At 73.3% G+C, this 14,086-nt stretch carries 14 protein-coding genes; 6 read left to right on the plus strand and 8 right to left on the minus strand.

All coding sequences use genetic code 11. The features are described from left to right. Positions 1-56: 56 nt before the first annotated feature. A complete protein-coding gene (locus tag H566_RS0116680) occupies positions 57-983 on the minus strand; it encodes a LysR family transcriptional regulator (RefSeq protein WP_028312322.1) in 927 nt (308 codons plus the stop codon). 125 nt (positions 984-1,108) lie between these two features. Here H566_RS0116680 and H566_RS0116685 point away from each other — a divergent pair, with 125 nt between their 5' ends. Together H566_RS0116685 and H566_RS25900 are read left to right on the plus strand one after the other, a co-directional pair. Continuing rightward, positions 1,109-1,774, plus strand: coding sequence for a response regulator (locus tag H566_RS0116685; protein ID WP_028312323.1), 666 nt, complete (start codon positions 1,109-1,111; stop codon positions 1,772-1,774). Then, positions 1,771-3,312 (plus strand): sensor histidine kinase, encoded by a 1,542-nt coding sequence (locus H566_RS25900; RefSeq protein WP_211238114.1) that lies wholly within the window; start codon positions 1,771-1,773, stop codon positions 3,310-3,312. The genes H566_RS0116685 and H566_RS25900 overlap by 4 nt, the downstream gene beginning before the upstream one ends. Here H566_RS25900 and H566_RS0116695 read toward each other — a convergent pair. Continuing rightward, positions 3,305-4,165, minus strand: coding sequence for a C1 family peptidase (locus H566_RS0116695; RefSeq protein WP_028312324.1), 861 nt, complete (start codon positions 4,163-4,165; stop codon positions 3,305-3,307). The genes H566_RS25900 and H566_RS0116695 overlap by 8 nt on opposite strands. Before the next feature lie 169 nt (positions 4,166-4,334). Beyond that, positions 4,335-5,885: a methyl-accepting chemotaxis protein gene (locus tag H566_RS0116700; protein ID WP_028312325.1), complete on the minus strand. Its 1,551-nt coding sequence runs from the start codon at positions 5,883-5,885 to the stop codon at positions 4,335-4,337. Between the two features lie 423 nt (positions 5,886-6,308). On the opposite strand from H566_RS0116700, the gene H566_RS0116705 reads away from it, so the two are divergent. Genes H566_RS0116705 through H566_RS0116720 form a run of 4 tightly spaced genes read left to right on the plus strand, consistent with a single transcriptional unit; the run spans position 6,309 to position 10,823 of the window. Further along, positions 6,309-7,529, plus strand: a complete 1,221-nt coding sequence (locus H566_RS0116705; protein WP_051378900.1) for a trypsin-like peptidase domain-containing protein — start codon at positions 6,309-6,311, stop codon at positions 7,527-7,529. 20 nt (positions 7,530-7,549) lie between these two features. Continuing rightward, the gene (locus tag H566_RS0116710; RefSeq protein ID WP_028312327.1) at positions 7,550-8,542 is read left to right on the plus strand and encodes an AAA family ATPase; all 993 of its coding nucleotides are present in this window, start codon (positions 7,550-7,552) and stop codon (positions 8,540-8,542) included. Further along, positions 8,539-9,792: a DUF58 domain-containing protein gene (locus H566_RS25905; protein WP_425387960.1), complete on the plus strand. Its 1,254-nt coding sequence runs from the start codon at positions 8,539-8,541 to the stop codon at positions 9,790-9,792. The genes H566_RS0116710 and H566_RS25905 overlap by 4 nt, the downstream gene beginning before the upstream one ends. Further along, a complete protein-coding gene (locus tag H566_RS0116720) occupies positions 9,792-10,823 on the plus strand; it encodes a VWA domain-containing protein (RefSeq protein ID WP_028312328.1) in 1,032 nt (343 codons plus the stop codon). Before H566_RS25905 ends, H566_RS0116720 begins: the two co-directional genes overlap by 1 nt. Positions 10,824-10,903: 80 nt before the next feature. Here the strand turns inward: H566_RS0116720 and H566_RS0116725 are convergent, their stop codons facing one another. The 5 genes from H566_RS0116725 to H566_RS25910 form a co-directional block, all read right to left on the minus strand. Beyond that, positions 10,904-11,095 (minus strand): hypothetical protein, encoded by a 192-nt coding sequence (locus H566_RS0116725; protein ID WP_028312329.1) that lies wholly within the window; start codon positions 11,093-11,095, stop codon positions 10,904-10,906. A 109-nt stretch (positions 11,096-11,204) separates the two neighbouring features. Further along, a complete protein-coding gene (locus tag H566_RS0116730) occupies positions 11,205-11,726 on the minus strand; it encodes a cytochrome b/b6 domain-containing protein (RefSeq protein ID WP_028312330.1) in 522 nt (173 codons plus the stop codon). A gap of 1 nt (position 11,727) precedes the next feature. Next, on the minus strand, positions 11,728-11,997 hold the full coding sequence (locus H566_RS0116735) for a PepSY domain-containing protein (protein WP_028312331.1): 270 nt from the start codon (positions 11,995-11,997) through the stop codon (positions 11,728-11,730). Between the two features lie 107 nt (positions 11,998-12,104). Further along, complete coding sequence (locus tag H566_RS0116740; protein ID WP_028312332.1) at positions 12,105-12,785, minus strand: Fe2+-dependent dioxygenase; 681 nt, start codon at positions 12,783-12,785, stop codon at positions 12,105-12,107. Between the two features lie 36 nt (positions 12,786-12,821). Beyond that, a complete protein-coding gene (locus H566_RS25910) occupies positions 12,822-14,003 on the minus strand; it encodes an alpha-hydroxy acid oxidase (RefSeq protein ID WP_084545219.1) in 1,182 nt (393 codons plus the stop codon). Positions 14,004-14,086 lie beyond the last annotated feature (83 nt).

The raw sequence follows: 14,086 nt of genomic DNA on the forward strand, positions 1-14,086 counted from the left end.
GCCGGAATCTAGGAAGCGGGGATGGGCGGCGCCAGACGCGGTCCGGGAAGGGGGCTTCAGCTTTCGTGAAGGGTGGCGCCGGGCCAGTCGCCGGCACGCACCAGCTCGCGCACGACCTCGGCGAGCACCACGCGGGCGGCGAGGCCGGCGGGCGAGAGTTCATCGTCGGACAGGCTGGCGAGCAGGTTGCGGCGCAGCAGGCCGGCATCGGCGATCTCGGCCGCGACGATGCAGTCGCGCGGCAGCCGCACGCTGGCCGCGCCCGGCTGCACGGTGGCGCCGAGGCCGGCGCGCACCGCGTCCATCAGCACCGCGAGGCCGTCGATTTCGAGCACCACGTCGGGCGTGATGCCGGCGCGCGCGAAGCCGGCGTTGAGGATGGCGCGCAGCCCGTGCTGGCCGGTGGGCATGACGAGCGGCACGCCGGCCAACTGGGCCAGCGTCACGCGCGGTTCGCGCGGCAGGCCGGGCAGCTCGCGCGCGCCGAGCAGGAACAGGCGCTCGTCGAGCAGCGGCTGCACGCTCCAGCGCTGGGTCGCGTCGGTAGCGAACAGCACGGCGAGGTCGAGCTGGCGCGTCGCGAGCATCGCGGCGAGGTTGCCCGACAGGCTCTCGACCAGCCGCAGCCGCACGTCGGGATGGCGCTCGCGCATCGCGCGCAGCAGCGGCAGCGCGAGCAGCGCCGAGGTGGACGGCGCGAGGCCCACGCTCACATGGCCCGACAGCCGCGCCTGCTGCGCCGCGCGCACCGCATCGTCGGCATGGCGCAGCGTGAGCTGGGCCTGGTGCAGGAAGGCGAGGCCGGCTTCGGTCGGGCGGGTGCCGCTGGAAGTGCGCTGCAGAAGACGCACCGCGAGTTCACCTTCGAGCCGGCTGATCTGCTGGCTCAGCGCCGACACCACCACGCCGAGGTCGTCGGCCGCGCGCCCCATGCTGCCGAGTTCGACGACGCGGACGAAGTAGCGCAGCTGGCGGAGTTCCATGGATGTCGGCGGGAGAGGAGGGCGTGCGATTGTCGCCGCCTGCGCGCCGACGGCGGGACGGCCGCGCGACGCGGCTTCGTGTTGAAATCGCCGCCCGCCCGCAAGCCGCCCAGGAAGGATGAACCATGCGCCTGCTGCTCGTCGAAGACCAACAGGAACTCGCCGAATGGCTCGCGCGCGCGCTGCGCCAGGGCGGCCACGCGGTGGACGTGATGGCGCGCGGCGACCATGCCGACCACGCCCTGCTCACCCAGCCCTACGACCTGCTCGTGCTCGATCTGTCGCTGCCCGGCATCGACGGGCTGGAGGTGCTGCGCCGGCTGCGCGCGCGCGGCAGCGCCATCCCCGTGCTCATCCTCACCGCGCTCGGCAGCACGGAAGACCGGGTGCGCGGCCTCAACCTCGGCGCCGACGACTATCTCGCCAAGCCCTTCGAGCTGGCCGAGCTGGAGGCGCGCATCAAGGCGCTGCTGCGGCGCGGCGGCGGCCGCGCGCCGGTGCTGCGCGTGGGTCGGCTCGAAATCGACAGCAGCAGCCGGCTCGTGAGCCTGGACGGCCGGCCGGTCGCGCTTACGCCGCGCGAGCTGGCGGTGCTGGAGGCGCTGGTCGCGCGGCTGGGCCGGCCGGTGTCGCGCGAGCTGCTGTTCGAGAAGGTGTTCGACTTCGACGCCGACGCGCGGCCCGAGGCGATCGAGAGCTACATCTCGCGGCTGCGCAAGAAGCTCGAAGGCTCGGGCGCGACCATCACGACGATGCGCGGCCTCGGCTATCTGTTGAGCGAGACGCCGTGAGCGGCGAGCCCCCCGGCGCCGAGCACCGCGCGCGCGGCTGGCGCTTCGGCGCGCGCAGCGCCGCCGCGCCGCGCGGCCCCAGCCTGCGCGGGCGGGTCGCGCGCTGGCTCGTGCCGTCGATGCTCGCGCTGCTGCTCGTCAATGCCTGGACCGCCCAGCGCACTGCGCGCCAGACCGTCGATCGCGCCTGGGATCGCGGCCTCGTCTCGTCGGCCCATCTCATCGCCGACCGCACCTATTCGCAGCACGGCGAAGTCGTGGTCGATCTGCCCTATGCCGCGCTCGACATCCTCGGCGACGACTCGAAGGAGCGCGTGTTCTACGGCGTGTTCTGGCCCGACGGCGATGCCATCACCGGCTACGACGACCTACCGCGCCCCGCGCCCTCGGCGGCGGCCCAGGTCAGCTACGACGCCAGCTATCGCGGCGAGCCGCTGCGCGCGGTGGCGATGCGCAAGCGCCTGTACGACCCCGAGCAGCGCGACGCCAGCAGCGTGATCGTGATCGTGGCCGAGACAGTCGAGGGCCGCGACGAGGTCGCGCGCGAACTCTTCCTGGACAACCTGCGCAGCCAGGGGCTGCTGCTCGCGGGCGGGCTGCTGGTGATCTGGCTCACGCTCGGCACCGCCTTCCGTCCGCTCACGCGGCTGGGCGCGGCCTTCGCGGCGCGGCGCGACGACGACCTCACGCCCGTGGCCACCGCCGGCATCCCGTCGGAACTCGCGCCGCTGATCGTGGCCGTCAACCATCACATGCAGCGCATCGGCGCGATGATGCTGGCGCGCCGGCGCTTCGTGGCCGACGCCGCCCACCAGCTGCGCACGCCGCTCGCGGTGCTGCGCACCCAGATCGACTACGGCCTGCGCCAGCATGATCCGGCCGAGATGCGCCGCGCGCTCGACGGCCTCGGCCACAGCGTGCGCCACACCCAGCGCCTCACCAACCAGCTGCTCGCGCTGTCGCGCGCCGAGGCCGTCAACGGCCTGTCGAACGAGCGCGCGCCCGTCGATCTGACAGCGCTTGCAAGGGACGTGGCGGCCGACCTGAGCCTGCTGGCCATCGAGCGCGGCATCGACCTCGGCTACGACGCCGACGCGCTCGACGCCGCCCCGCGTTCGACCCGGCTGGTCATGGGCAACGAGCCGATGCTGCGCGAGCTGGTGATGAACCTCGTCGACAACGCGCTGCGCTACACGCCGCGCGGCGGCAGCGTGACGGTGGCGGTGCTGCCGGCGTCGCTGCCGGCCCCGGCCGTCGATGGTGCCGGCGCATCGCCGCTCGCGGGCGCGGCGGCCGGTGCGCCCGCCCTGGAACTGCGCGTGACCGATACCGGCCCCGGCATCCCGCCGGCCGAGCGCGAGCGCGTGTTCCACCGCTTCTACCGCATCCTGCGCGACGGTCAGGGCGAGGGCAGCGGCCTGGGGCTTGCGATCGTGCGCGAGATCGCCCAGGCCCACGGCAGCGAGGCCGTGCTCGGCGATGGTCCGGGCGGGCAGGGGCTGGCGGTGAGCGTGGTGCTGGCGCGCGTCCTCAGTTGAACAGGTCGGTATCGACGAAGTTCGCCTTCACCAGCGACCAGAAATCGCCCGCCAGTCCTTCGAGCACGTACTCGTAGGGCAGCCAGCCGTAGCCCTTGTCGCCCCATTCCTTGCCCCACGAATTGCGGATCAGCAGCGCGCCCTTGCTGCCGCCGATCTTCTTGCGGTCGTCGTAGCCGACGGCCATGACGGCATGGCCGCCCATCATCTTGTCGTTGCCGGCGGGGAAGGGGATCTCGCCCTTGCCGTCGCCCGGCTCGGGAATCGACGAGTACACCGAGAAGCCGAACATGCTCGGCAGCTCGGCCGCGAGCTTCTCCTTGATGTTGCGCAGCGCGTCCTTGGGCGCGGTGCCGGCCGGGTCGAGCCGGTAGTACTCGATGGCCTTGAAGTTGGCCGCGAACGAGTAGCAGAAGGCGGTCGGCTCGGCGTTGAACTTCTTGATGTCGTAGGGCCAGTAGTCCTCGGGCGGCACGCCGAACAGCACCATCGCCTTCATCGTGTCGCGCAACTGGGCGCCGTCGTCGCCCTCGATGCCCGACAGCAGCCGCGTGACCTTGTAGAGGAAGCGGCGCGAGCCATCCATGTGCTTGCCGAAGGCGCGGCGCTCGAAGTACTCGATGAGGCCGACGCCCGCGTGCGCGGTGCAGGCGCCGAGCGTGCCCTGGGTCTCGATCGGCGAGCAGTACTGGCGCAGGTCGATCGCGGCGGGCAGCGTCTTGTCGGCCTTGGCGCTCTTGAGCTTGGCCGACTTCATGAGGATGTCGGCGATGCGCTTCGAGCTGTCGTCGAGGTCGCGGAAGTCGGGCAGGTCGCGCTGCCAGCCGAGCTTGAGTCCGTGGATCTGCTTCATGCGTCGTTCTCCTGAGGTGGGTCGTGTCGCGCGCCGGAGCGCGGGCGCGACACGTTAGCCGCAGGAGCGGGACGCGGGGGCGGGGAAGGGCGCCGTTGGCACGACGGCGCGTGCCGGGCTGGCGCTGCGGGGCGGGCGCCGGGCGGCGCATCCCCGGGATGGCATGCCGTCAGTGGCGACGCAGCGTGCCGACAGCGCTTGCAAGCTGGGTCGCCTGATGGCTCAGGCTGTGCGCGGCGGCGGTGGTCTGCTCGACCAGCGCGGCGTTCTGCTGCGTGCCCTGGTCGAGCAGGCTGACGGCCTGGTTCACCTGCTCGATGCCGTCGGCCTGCTCGCGCGCGGCACCGCTGATCTCGCCGATGAAGGCACGCACCCGCTCGATGTGATCGGCGATGCCCGAGATCGCCTGGCTCGCCTCGTGCACCTCGCGCGCGCCCTCGGCCACACGCTCGCCGCTTTCGCCGATGAGGCTCTTGATCTCGCGCGCGGCCTCGGCCGAACGGCCGGCCAGCGCGCGCACCTCGCTCGCCACGACGGCAAAGCCGCGTCCCTGCTCGCCGGCGCGCGCCGCCTCGACCGCCGCGTTGAGCGCGAGGATGTTGGTCTGGAAGGCGATGCCGTCGATCACGCCGATGATGTCGCCGATGCGCCGGCTCGATTCGATGATGCCGTCCATCGTGTGCGTCACGCGGCCGACCGAATCGCGTCCGCGCAGCGCGGCATCGTTGGCCGCGTCGGACAGCGACGCCGCCTCGCGCGCGGTGTCGGCGCTGCGCATGACGTTGGCGCTCATCTCCTCCATCGACGCGGCGGTCTGTTCGAGGCTGGCGCTGGCCTGCTCGGTGCGCGCGCTCAGATCCTGGTTGCCGGCGGCGATCTCGCCGCTCGCGTGCTTGACGGTATCGACCTGGCTGGCCACGTCGTCCACCACCCAGCGCAGCATCAGGCCGAGCTGGTTGATCGCCCGCGTCGTCATGCCGATCTCGTCGATGCGGTTGACGGTCTCGTAGGTGTGCTCGCCGTTCGCCACGCGCTGGGCGTGGGCGCGCAGCCGCTCGACCGGCAGGGCGATCTGCACATGCAGCCACCAGGCCGCCACGGCGGTCAGCAGCGCGCTGGCGAAGGTGAGCATCGTCACCTCGCCGGCCGGCAGGCCGAGCAGCGCCGCGCCCGCGCAGGTGGCCACCCACAGCAGCAGCAGCGGCAGGAACAGCCGCCAGCGCAGCGGCAGCACCTTGGAGATGTCGAGCAGCGCGCCCGCGCCCCGGCGCAGCAGCACGCCCTTGCGCAACCGCCAGCGCTGCTGGCCGCTGCCGTCGCGGAAGCTCGCGTACAGCTTCTCGGCCGCCGCCACCTCGTCGCGGCCAGGCTTGGTGCGCACCGACAGGTAGCCGACGGCGCGGCCGCCGCTCGTGATCGGCGTGGCGTTGGCGCGGACCCAGTAGTGGTCGCCGTCCTTGCGGCAGTTCTTGACCAGCGCCGACCACGACTCGCCGCCCTTGAGCGTGGCCCACATGTCGCCGAAGGCTTCGGCCGGCATGTCGGGATGGCGGACGATGCTGTGCGGCTGGCCCTGCAATTCGTCGGCCGTATAGCCCGACGTGGCGACGAAGGCTGCGTTCGCATAGACGATGCGGCTGTCGGTATCGGTCGTCGACATGAGCGTCGCGTCGTCCGGGTAGTGGAATTCGCGCTGCGTGATGTGCTTGGTATGGGGCATTGGCGGTCACCTGATGGGTGGCAGATTCAGGACGGTATGGTGGCTTCGGGCCGCCCCCGACCGACCCATGGATAAATCGGCGCTTTGCCTTCCAGTTCATACACCCGCATGGCGCGGTGTTACCTTGCATTTCCGGCGGAATGACCCTCCGGGATTTCCATGGCCCCTGCTTGTGCCGCAGGCGCCAGCTCCGGATCGGCCGCCAGGACCGCCGCTTCATCACGCAACAGCCGACTGCCGAACGCGCGGTGACCGAAACCTGCATCGCGGGTGGCGGTTTTGCTCTGTGGGATGCGGACCGACTTCCTCTTGCCCGTGACGGCCCCGGGCGCGTAACACTTCGCCGTCGCCACAAGCGACGGCGGACAGTTTTCCGGTGGCGCCCGGCGGTCGGCCAGGCGCCGGCCTTGCGCGGAGGTCGCCATGCAGCGTCGGCCCATCGTCAGTCGTTCCGGTCCGGATGCCGGGCGGGGTGGTGCGCGCTCGCGCGGCGCCGCGCCGGGCTTGCCCGGCGGTCTTGGCACGAACGGCCCCGGTGCCGGCGTGCCGGAGGATCCGGTCGCCGGCGCGGGGGCCGCGGTCGGCATCGATGCCGGCTCGCCTGTCGCTCCGTCGCGGCGCGTCCGGTTCGGCGGCTGGCTGCGTCGTCATGAGCGCGGTTTCTGGTTCGCCGCGCTGCTCGCGGTGGGCGCGGTCGCGGGCTGGGGCGCCTGGTGGCGGCCCGATCCGGTCATGCCGTCGATGCGCGAGATTGACCGCGAGCTGCGCGACTCCATTGCCCGCAAGCCGCTCGCCTCGGCCATCGCGGCGGCCCAGGCCCGGGTGGCGCCGGCGGTGGTGCGGGTGCGCGCCGAGCATGACTCCCCGCCCGCCGACCGGCCGGGTGGCGCGGCCCGCGCCGGCAAGTCGCCCGCCGCGCCCTTCGCCCATCCGCCCGGCGCGCCGCATGCCTACGGCACGCCCGACGCGCGCACCGACCCGCAGGCCCGATCCGATCCGCAGCCCGGTCCCGGCCCGCAGGCCCGACGCGCCGACCGCCAGCGCGTGCCCGGACGCGACGCGCCGCAATCGCCCGACGGCAGCGGCCCGCCCGCGCCACCCGACGGCCGCAGCAGCATCGGCACCGGCGTGGTGGTCGTGGCCGACGGCACCATCCTCACCAACCTGCATGTGGTGCGCGGCCATGACCGCATCAGCGTCACCTTCGCCGACGGCAGCGAGTCGCGCGCCGATCTCGTGAGCGCCGACCCGCGCATCGACCTCGCGGTACTGCGCGCCCGCGTCGTGCCCGACGACCTGCGCCCCGCCGTGCTGCGCTCGACCGCCGGCCTCGAACCGGGCCAGGAAGTGGTGGCGATCGGCTTTCCCTTCGGACTCGGCCCCTCCACCACGGCGGGCGTGGTGTCGGGCCTCGGCCGGCGCTTCGGCGCGCCCGAGACCGACGCGCCGATGACCGGGCTCATCCAGTTCGACGCCGCCGCCAATCCGGGCAATTCGGGCGGACCGCTGCTCACGCTCGACGGCGCGGTGGTCGGCATCGTCACCGCGATCCTCAATCCCACCCCGCTCGACACCTTCATCGGCATCGGCTTCGCGGTACCGATCGAGGCCGCGATGGGCGCGGTCGGGATGTCGCCGTTCTGATCCTCACCACGGAGCCACCCATGCAGCAAGTCAACGCCGCCGAAGCCGCCGCGCTCGCCGAACGCATCCTCTACGAGGTCAAGCGCATCGTCGTCGGCCAGGACCATTTCCTCGAGCGCGTGCTGGTCGCGCTCATCGCCCAGGGCCATCTGCTGGTGGAAGGCGTGCCCGGGCTGGCCAAGACGCTGACCGTCAAGACGCTCGCGGCGACGCTGCGCGGCAGCTACCGGCGCATCCAGTTCACGCCCGACCTGGTGCCGGCCGACCTCGTCGGCACGCGCGTGTTCAAACAGCGCAGCGGCGATTTCACGACCCAGCTCGGCCCGGTGTTCGCCAACCTGCTGCTGGCCGACGAGATCAACCGCGCGCCGGCCAAGGTGCAGAGCGCGCTGCTGGAGGTGATGCAGGAACGTCAGGTGACGATCGCCGGCGAGACGCATGCGGTGCCGCGCCCCTTCATCGTCATGGCCACGCAGAACCCGATCGAGAACGAAGGCACCTACGCGCTGCCCGAGGCCCAGGTGGACCGCTTCCTCATGAAGGTGCTGGTCGACTACCCGCAGCCCGAGGAGGAGATGGTGATCGTGCAGCGCGCCATCGCCGAGCCGGTGGCGGTGCAGGCGGTGGCGGGCATGGAGCAGCTCGCGGCGCTCCAGCACCAGAGGCGCGAGGTGTATGCCGATCCGGGCCTGATCCAGTACGCGGTGCGGCTGGTGGACGCCACGCGCCGGCCCGCGCGCCATGGCCTGGCCGAACTGGCGCCCCAGCTCGACTTCGGCGCCAGTCCGCGCGCGAGCATCGCGCTGGTCGAGTCGGCCCAGGCGCTGGCGCTGCTGCGCGGCCGCGACTACGCCCTGCCCGAGGATGTGGCCGAACTCGCGCCCGACGTGCTGCGGCACCGGCTCGTGCCGAGCTACGAGGCGCTCGCCGCCGGCATCACGGCCGACGCGCTGGTGGCGGAAGTGCTCGCGCGCGTGCCGGCGCCGGAGGCCGTGCTGCGGGAGGCGCGGTGAGCGCCACCGGCCCGCGCGGCGCGCCAGTCGGCCGGTCGCCGGGCGTGGCCGCCGACCCGGGTGGTGGCGCCAACCCACGTGGTGGCGCCGGCCCGCGCGCCGGCGAAGCCCGCCGCGCCGCGCCGGCTCCCGACACGCCGGAGGCTCTGCTGCGCAGGCTCGAATGGACGGTGCTGCGCCCGCTCGACGGCCTGTTGCCGGGTCAGCACCGCACCTTCTGGCGCGGCCACGGGCTGGAGCTGGCCGACCTGCGCCTCTACCAGCCCGGCGACGATCCGCGCCACATCGACTGGAACCTGACCGCACGCACCGGCGAACCGCATGTGCGCCTGTTCGCCGAGGAGCGCGAGCTGGCGGCGTGGTTCCTCGTCGACCTGTCGGGCAGCGTCGCGCCGGCGCGTGACGGCGGGCCGAGGGCCGAGACGGTGGCGACCGGCTTCGTCGCGGTGCTCGCAAGCGTGCTCGCGCGCCAGGGCTGCCGCGTGGGTGCGCTGATCTACCGGCCGCAGGCGGCGACCGCGCCGCGCGGGGCCGCCGCGCGCGACCGCGCCGATGCGCGCCGTGGCGGTGCGGGCGAGGGCGCGCGCCCGGCCCGCGCCGATGCGCCTGCCGCCACGCGCCCGACGCTGGCCGGTGCCGGCATCGAGCCCGTCCCGCCCGGCGCGGGCCGGCGTCAGGTGCTGCGGCTGCTGCAAGCGCTGCGCGCGCCGGTCGCCGCGCCCGCGCCGCATGCCACCGAACTCGCGCGCCTGCTCGACGCGGCGGCCGGCAGCATTCCGCGCCGCAGCCTCGTGTTCGTGGTGTCGGATTTCCTCGGCGCGCCGGGCTGGCAGGCGCCGCTCGGCCGGCTCGCGCGCCGCCACGACCTCATGGCCGTGCGCGTGACCGACGCCACCGACGCGCTGCTGCCCGGCCTCGGCTGGGTGCGCTTCGAGGACGCCGAGACCGGCGAGCAGCTCGCGGTCGATACCGACGCGCCCGGCTTCGCCGCCCGCCTCGCCGCGCTCGCCGCCGAACGCGACACGGCCATCACCGACGCGCTCGCCGCCGCCGGCGCCGACACGCTCGAACTCGCCGCCGGCGACGATCTGCTCGACGCGCTGCTGCGCTGCATCGCGCTGCGCCAGCGCCGTCCGCCCGGCCTCGCGCCGAGGCGCTGGCACAAGGTCCGGCCGCCCGGCGGCGCGGCCCCGGCGGTCGGCGCAGGCGCATCCGCCCCTCTCGCCCCCGCTCAAGGAGCCCCGCGATGATCGGATTCCTCTGGCCCGAACTGCTCTGGGCGCTGCCGCTCGTGCCGCTGGCGGTGCTCGGCTACTGGTTGCTGCTGCGCCGTCGCAAGCCGACGCCGCTGCGCGTGGCCCAGCTCGACCTCATCCGCGCGGCGGCGGGACGGACACCCGCCTGGCGGCGCCATCTGCCGCCGGCGTTGCTGCTGCTCGCCTTCGCGCTGCTGCTGCTCGCGGGCAGCCGGCCGACGGCGCGCGTGAAGCTGCCGCTCCAGCAGCAGACCATCATCCTGGCGATGGATGTGTCGGGCAGCATGCGCGCCGCCGACGTCAAGCCCGACCGCCTCACCGCCTCGCAGGAAGCCGCGCGCACCTTCGTGCGCGAGCTGCCGCGCGACATCCGCATCGGCGTCGTGTCCTTCGCGGGCACGGCCTCGGTCGTGCAGGCGCCGACGCTCAGCCGCGACGACGTGCTCGCCGCGATCGACCGCTTCCAGCTCCAGCGCGGGACGGCGATCGGCTCGGGCATCGTGCTGTCGCTCGCGACGCTGTTTCCGGACGCGGGCATCGAGATCGACGAGGCCACCGGCCGCGATTCCGACCGCGGCCCCGGCGACAAGGACAGGAAGCCGCCGCCCTTCACGCCGGTGCCGCCCGGCTCCTACAGCTCGGCCGCCGTCGTGCTGCTGACCGACGGCCAGACCACCACGGGCGTCGAGCCGGCCGAGGCGACGAAGATGGCCGCCGAGCGCGGCGTGAAGATCTACACGGTCGGCATCGGCACCAAGGACGGCGGCACCGTCGAGTTCGACGGCTGGAGCCTGCATGCGCGCCTCGACGAGGACACGCTGCGCCACATCGCCGACGAAACCCGCGCGAACTACTTCTACGCCGGCAACGCCGAGGATCTGCGCCAGGTGTATTCGGGCCTGTCGAGCCGCATCGCCTTCGAGGTGAAGGAAACCGAGATCACCGCGCTGCTCGCGCTCGCGGGCGGGGTGCTCGCGCTGCTCGCGGGCGGCTTGAGCGTGTGGTGGTTCGGGCGGGTGGCCTGAGGCGCGGCACGCAAGCCGGCGGGCGCCGACCGGCGGCCCGCGCCACGCGGTGGCACCTGGGGGCGCGGGCGTGGCGGCGCTCAGGCCGCCTTGGTCAGGTACTTCTTGCGCACGTCGTCCTGCGACAGGCCGACGCAGGCGTCGTTGATGCCGTCGGCCTCTTCCTGGGCCGCGAGCTGGTCGTTGCCGACCGTCTTCCAGTCTTCGCCGAGCAGGGTGATGACCCAGCCGCTCGGGCTGTAGCGGAGCTTTGCGTACTGTCGCTTGAGCATGGTTCGCGCTTTCCTTGTTCGCCGGTGTGGGGGAGCCGCTGTCGGGTTTGCAGGGCTTGTCGGGCGGAGATGCCCGCGCGGGGCGGGCGAGCAAGGAATGGTCCGGCGCTCAGGCGCGGTCGGTCGGCGCGGGCTTGCGGCCCGTCAGCATCGCCCGCACCAGATTCTCCCGCTGCCGATGGCCGGTAAACACCACCCCGGCCACATGCAGCGGCACCAGCGCGACGACGATCCAGCCCAGCGTCGCGTGCGTGAGATAGAGCCATTCGTAGCCCCAGAGCCAGTCGCTCACATACAGCGCGCCGCTCAGCGCGAGCGCGCCGGCGCTGCCGAGCAGCGCCAGCACCATCCAGCCGCCGAGCGGGTTGTGGCCGAGGTGATGCGGCTCGGTACCGGCCAGCACCGCGCGCGCATAGGCCAGCGTCGCGCGCGGCCCGCGCACGAACTGGGCGAAGCGCGCGTACCGCCCGCCGGCAAAGCCCCACACCACGCGCGCGAGCACGACCGCGCCCGCGCCGTAGCCGAGCCATTCATGCAGCGGTCCGGAACTGCCGCCGGTGCTCCAGGCCGCGATGACGAGCGCCGCGAGGCTCCAGTGCAGCAGCCGTACCGGCAGGTCCCAGACCTTCATCTCACTTGGCCTCGACCTGCTCGAAGGTCTTGGGATCGAAGAAGGCCTCGACGCGCTTGCCGTCCGGCGTCTTGGCATAGACCTCGTAGCAGGTGGGAGTCTTTTCCATGCGGCGCACGGTCCAGCCTTCCTTCGTGAGCTTGTCCTGAAGCTCGGTGTGCGGGCGCCATTCTTCCTTCGGGTACTTGGGGCAGCTGACGTCGCCGTGGGCCGAGGCGGCGGTGGCGAGGCCGGCGAGCGCGAGGGCGGCGAGGACGGATTGCAGCTTCATGGGGGTTTCCTTCGGTGGGTGATGCCCCGCGCGGGGCGGGCTTGCACGCCCGCGAGCGGGCGATCCGGGGGCGCGCCGCGTGGCGTCGGGCCGGCGGCGCGGCGGGTTCAGGTCACGGCCCAGCGCCGCAGCAGGTTGTGATAGACGCCGGTCAGGCCCAGCAGCTGGTCGTTGTCGCGGCCGACGACGGGCGTGAGTCCCTGGATGGCGCGGTCGAGGTCGAACAGCAGGCCGCGCTCGCCTTCGTCGCGCACGAGGCTCTCGATCCAGAAGAAGGAGCAGACGCGCGCGCCGCGCGTCACGGGCGTGACGCGGTGCAGGCTGGTGGACGGGTAGAGGATCAGGTCGCCGGCGTCGAGCTTGACCGACTGCACGCCGTACACGGTCTCGATCTCGAGTTCGCCGCCGTCGTACTCGTCGGCGTCGCACAGGAAGAGCGTGGCCGACAGGTCGGTGCGCAGCGTGCTGCCGTCGGGCAGGTTCATGACCGCGCCGTCCACATGCGCGCCATAGGTGCCGCCGTCGGCATAGCGGTTGAACTTGGGCGGATGGATGCGGCGCGGCAGCGCGGCCGACACGAACAGCGGGTTGGCGCCGAGCTTGCGCAGGATGTGGTGGCCGAGCGCGATGGCGGTCTCGCTCGCGTCGTCGAGCTGCTGGTTGCGCTTGACGAGCACGGCGAGGGCGCCGGCGGTGGCGGCGCCGTCCTGCCACTGGGCGGCGTCGAGCCGGGCGCGGAATTGCGCGACCTCGTCGCGGCTGAGCACGCCTTCGATCGGGATGAGCATGGGCTGGCCTGTGCGGTGTGCGGTGAAGGGCGGCGGTCAGTCCGCCGGCCCGCAGGGATGAGGGGGGATCGCGCGCACTGCGGCGAGCGGTTCATGCGCGGCGGCGAGGCAGTGCGGCCCGATGTCGGCGAGCGTCGCGCAGCCGGCCTGGGCCATGCAGGCTTCGAGTTCCTCGCGCAGCAGCTTGAGCACATGGGCCACGCCGAGCGCGCCGGCCACGCTCAGCGCCCACACCTGAAGCCGGCCGACGAGCACCGCGTTCGCGCCGAGCGCGAGCGCCTTGAAGGCATCGCCGCCGGAACGGATGCCACCGTCGAACAGCAGCGGATAGTCGGCGCCGACGGCGGCGCGCACGCCGGGCAGGGCGGCGAGGCTGGCGGGCGCGCCGTCGAGCGCGCGGCCGCCGTGGTTGGACACGATCACGCCCGCGATGCCGCGCGCGCGGCAGTCGGCCGCGTCATCGGGATGCAGCACGCCCTTGACCCACACCGGCAGGCGCGTTTCGGAGCGCAGCCAGTCGAGGTCGGCCCAGCCGGGCGCGGCGCGCATCGCGCCCTGGAAGATGCGGCTCTGCCCGGGCGGCGCGGCGGGAAAGGCTTCGGCCGATGCTGCAAGGGTTTGCAGATTGCCGGCCGCGCAGTCGGCCGGCATCACGAAGCCGGCGCGCAGCGCGCTCAGGCTCGGCAGGCGGATGGCGGCGTCGAGCGTGACCACCAGCGCCTCGTAGCCGGCGGCCTCGGCGCGCCGCGCGAGTGCCTGCGTGGCCGCGCGCTCGGGCTGGAAATAGAGCTGGAACCAGCGCCGTCCGTCCGCGTTGGCGGTGGCGATGTCCTCCAGCGGCGCCGACGACAGCGTGCTCGCAACGAGGCAGGCGCCGAGCGCGGCGGCGGCGCGCGCGGTCTCGGTCTCGGCGCCGGGATGGACAAGCTTCTGGAACGCGACCGGCGCGAGCAGGAAGGGATGGCTCAGCTCGGCGCCCGCGAGCGCGAGCCGGGTGTGGCCGTGGGTGACGTCGCGCAGCAGGCGTGGCCAGATCGTCCAGTCGTCGAAGGCGGCGAGGTTGGCGTCGCGCGTGCGGTCGTGCCCGGCGCCGCCGGCGAGGTAGGCGAGCGTCGGCGCCGGGATGAAGTGCTCGCAGAGCAGCTCGTAGTCGCGCGCGCAGGCGATCCCGGGCGGGATCTGCGCGAGCGGGGCATGGCGGGCGTCGGGCTGGCTCATGTCGGGGATGGCTGCTGCGGTGCCGGGCGGATCCGGCGCAAGGGAGGGCGAGCGGAACGCGCTGGCCGGCGCGCTCGGCTCGC

The sequence above is a fragment of the Derxia gummosa DSM 723 genome (assembly GCF_000482785.1).
GTDB classification, from domain to species: domain Bacteria; phylum Pseudomonadota; class Gammaproteobacteria; order Burkholderiales; family Burkholderiaceae_E; genus Derxia; species Derxia gummosa.

Coding starts and splice junctions, on each gene's coding strand:
- H566_RS0116695 (WP_028312324.1), bottom strand. CDS start 4,165: ATGAAGCAGATCCACGGACTCAAGCTCGGCTGGCAGCGCGACCTGCCC.
- H566_RS0116685 (WP_028312323.1), top strand. CDS start 1,109: ATGCGCCTGCTGCTCGTCGAAGACCAACAGGAACTCGCCGAATGGCTC.
- H566_RS0116725 (WP_028312329.1), bottom strand. CDS start 11,095: ATGCTCAAGCGACAGTACGCAAAGCTCCGCTACAGCCCGAGCGGCTGG.
- H566_RS0116730 (WP_028312330.1), bottom strand. CDS start 11,726: ATGAAGGTCTGGGACCTGCCGGTACGGCTGCTGCACTGGAGCCTCGCG.
- H566_RS0116705 (WP_051378900.1), top strand. CDS start 6,309: ATGCAGCGTCGGCCCATCGTCAGTCGTTCCGGTCCGGATGCCGGGCGG.
- H566_RS0116700 (WP_028312325.1), bottom strand. CDS start 5,885: ATGCCCCATACCAAGCACATCACGCAGCGCGAATTCCACTACCCGGAC.
- H566_RS0116710 (WP_028312327.1), top strand. CDS start 7,550: ATGCAGCAAGTCAACGCCGCCGAAGCCGCCGCGCTCGCCGAACGCATC.
- H566_RS0116680 (WP_028312322.1), bottom strand. CDS start 983: ATGGAACTCCGCCAGCTGCGCTACTTCGTCCGCGTCGTCGAACTCGGC.
- H566_RS0116740 (WP_028312332.1), bottom strand. CDS start 12,785: ATGCTCATCCCGATCGAAGGCGTGCTCAGCCGCGACGAGGTCGCGCAA.
- H566_RS25910 (WP_084545219.1), bottom strand. CDS start 14,003: ATGAGCCAGCCCGACGCCCGCCATGCCCCGCTCGCGCAGATCCCGCCC.
- H566_RS0116735 (WP_028312331.1), bottom strand. CDS start 11,997: ATGAAGCTGCAATCCGTCCTCGCCGCCCTCGCGCTCGCCGGCCTCGCC.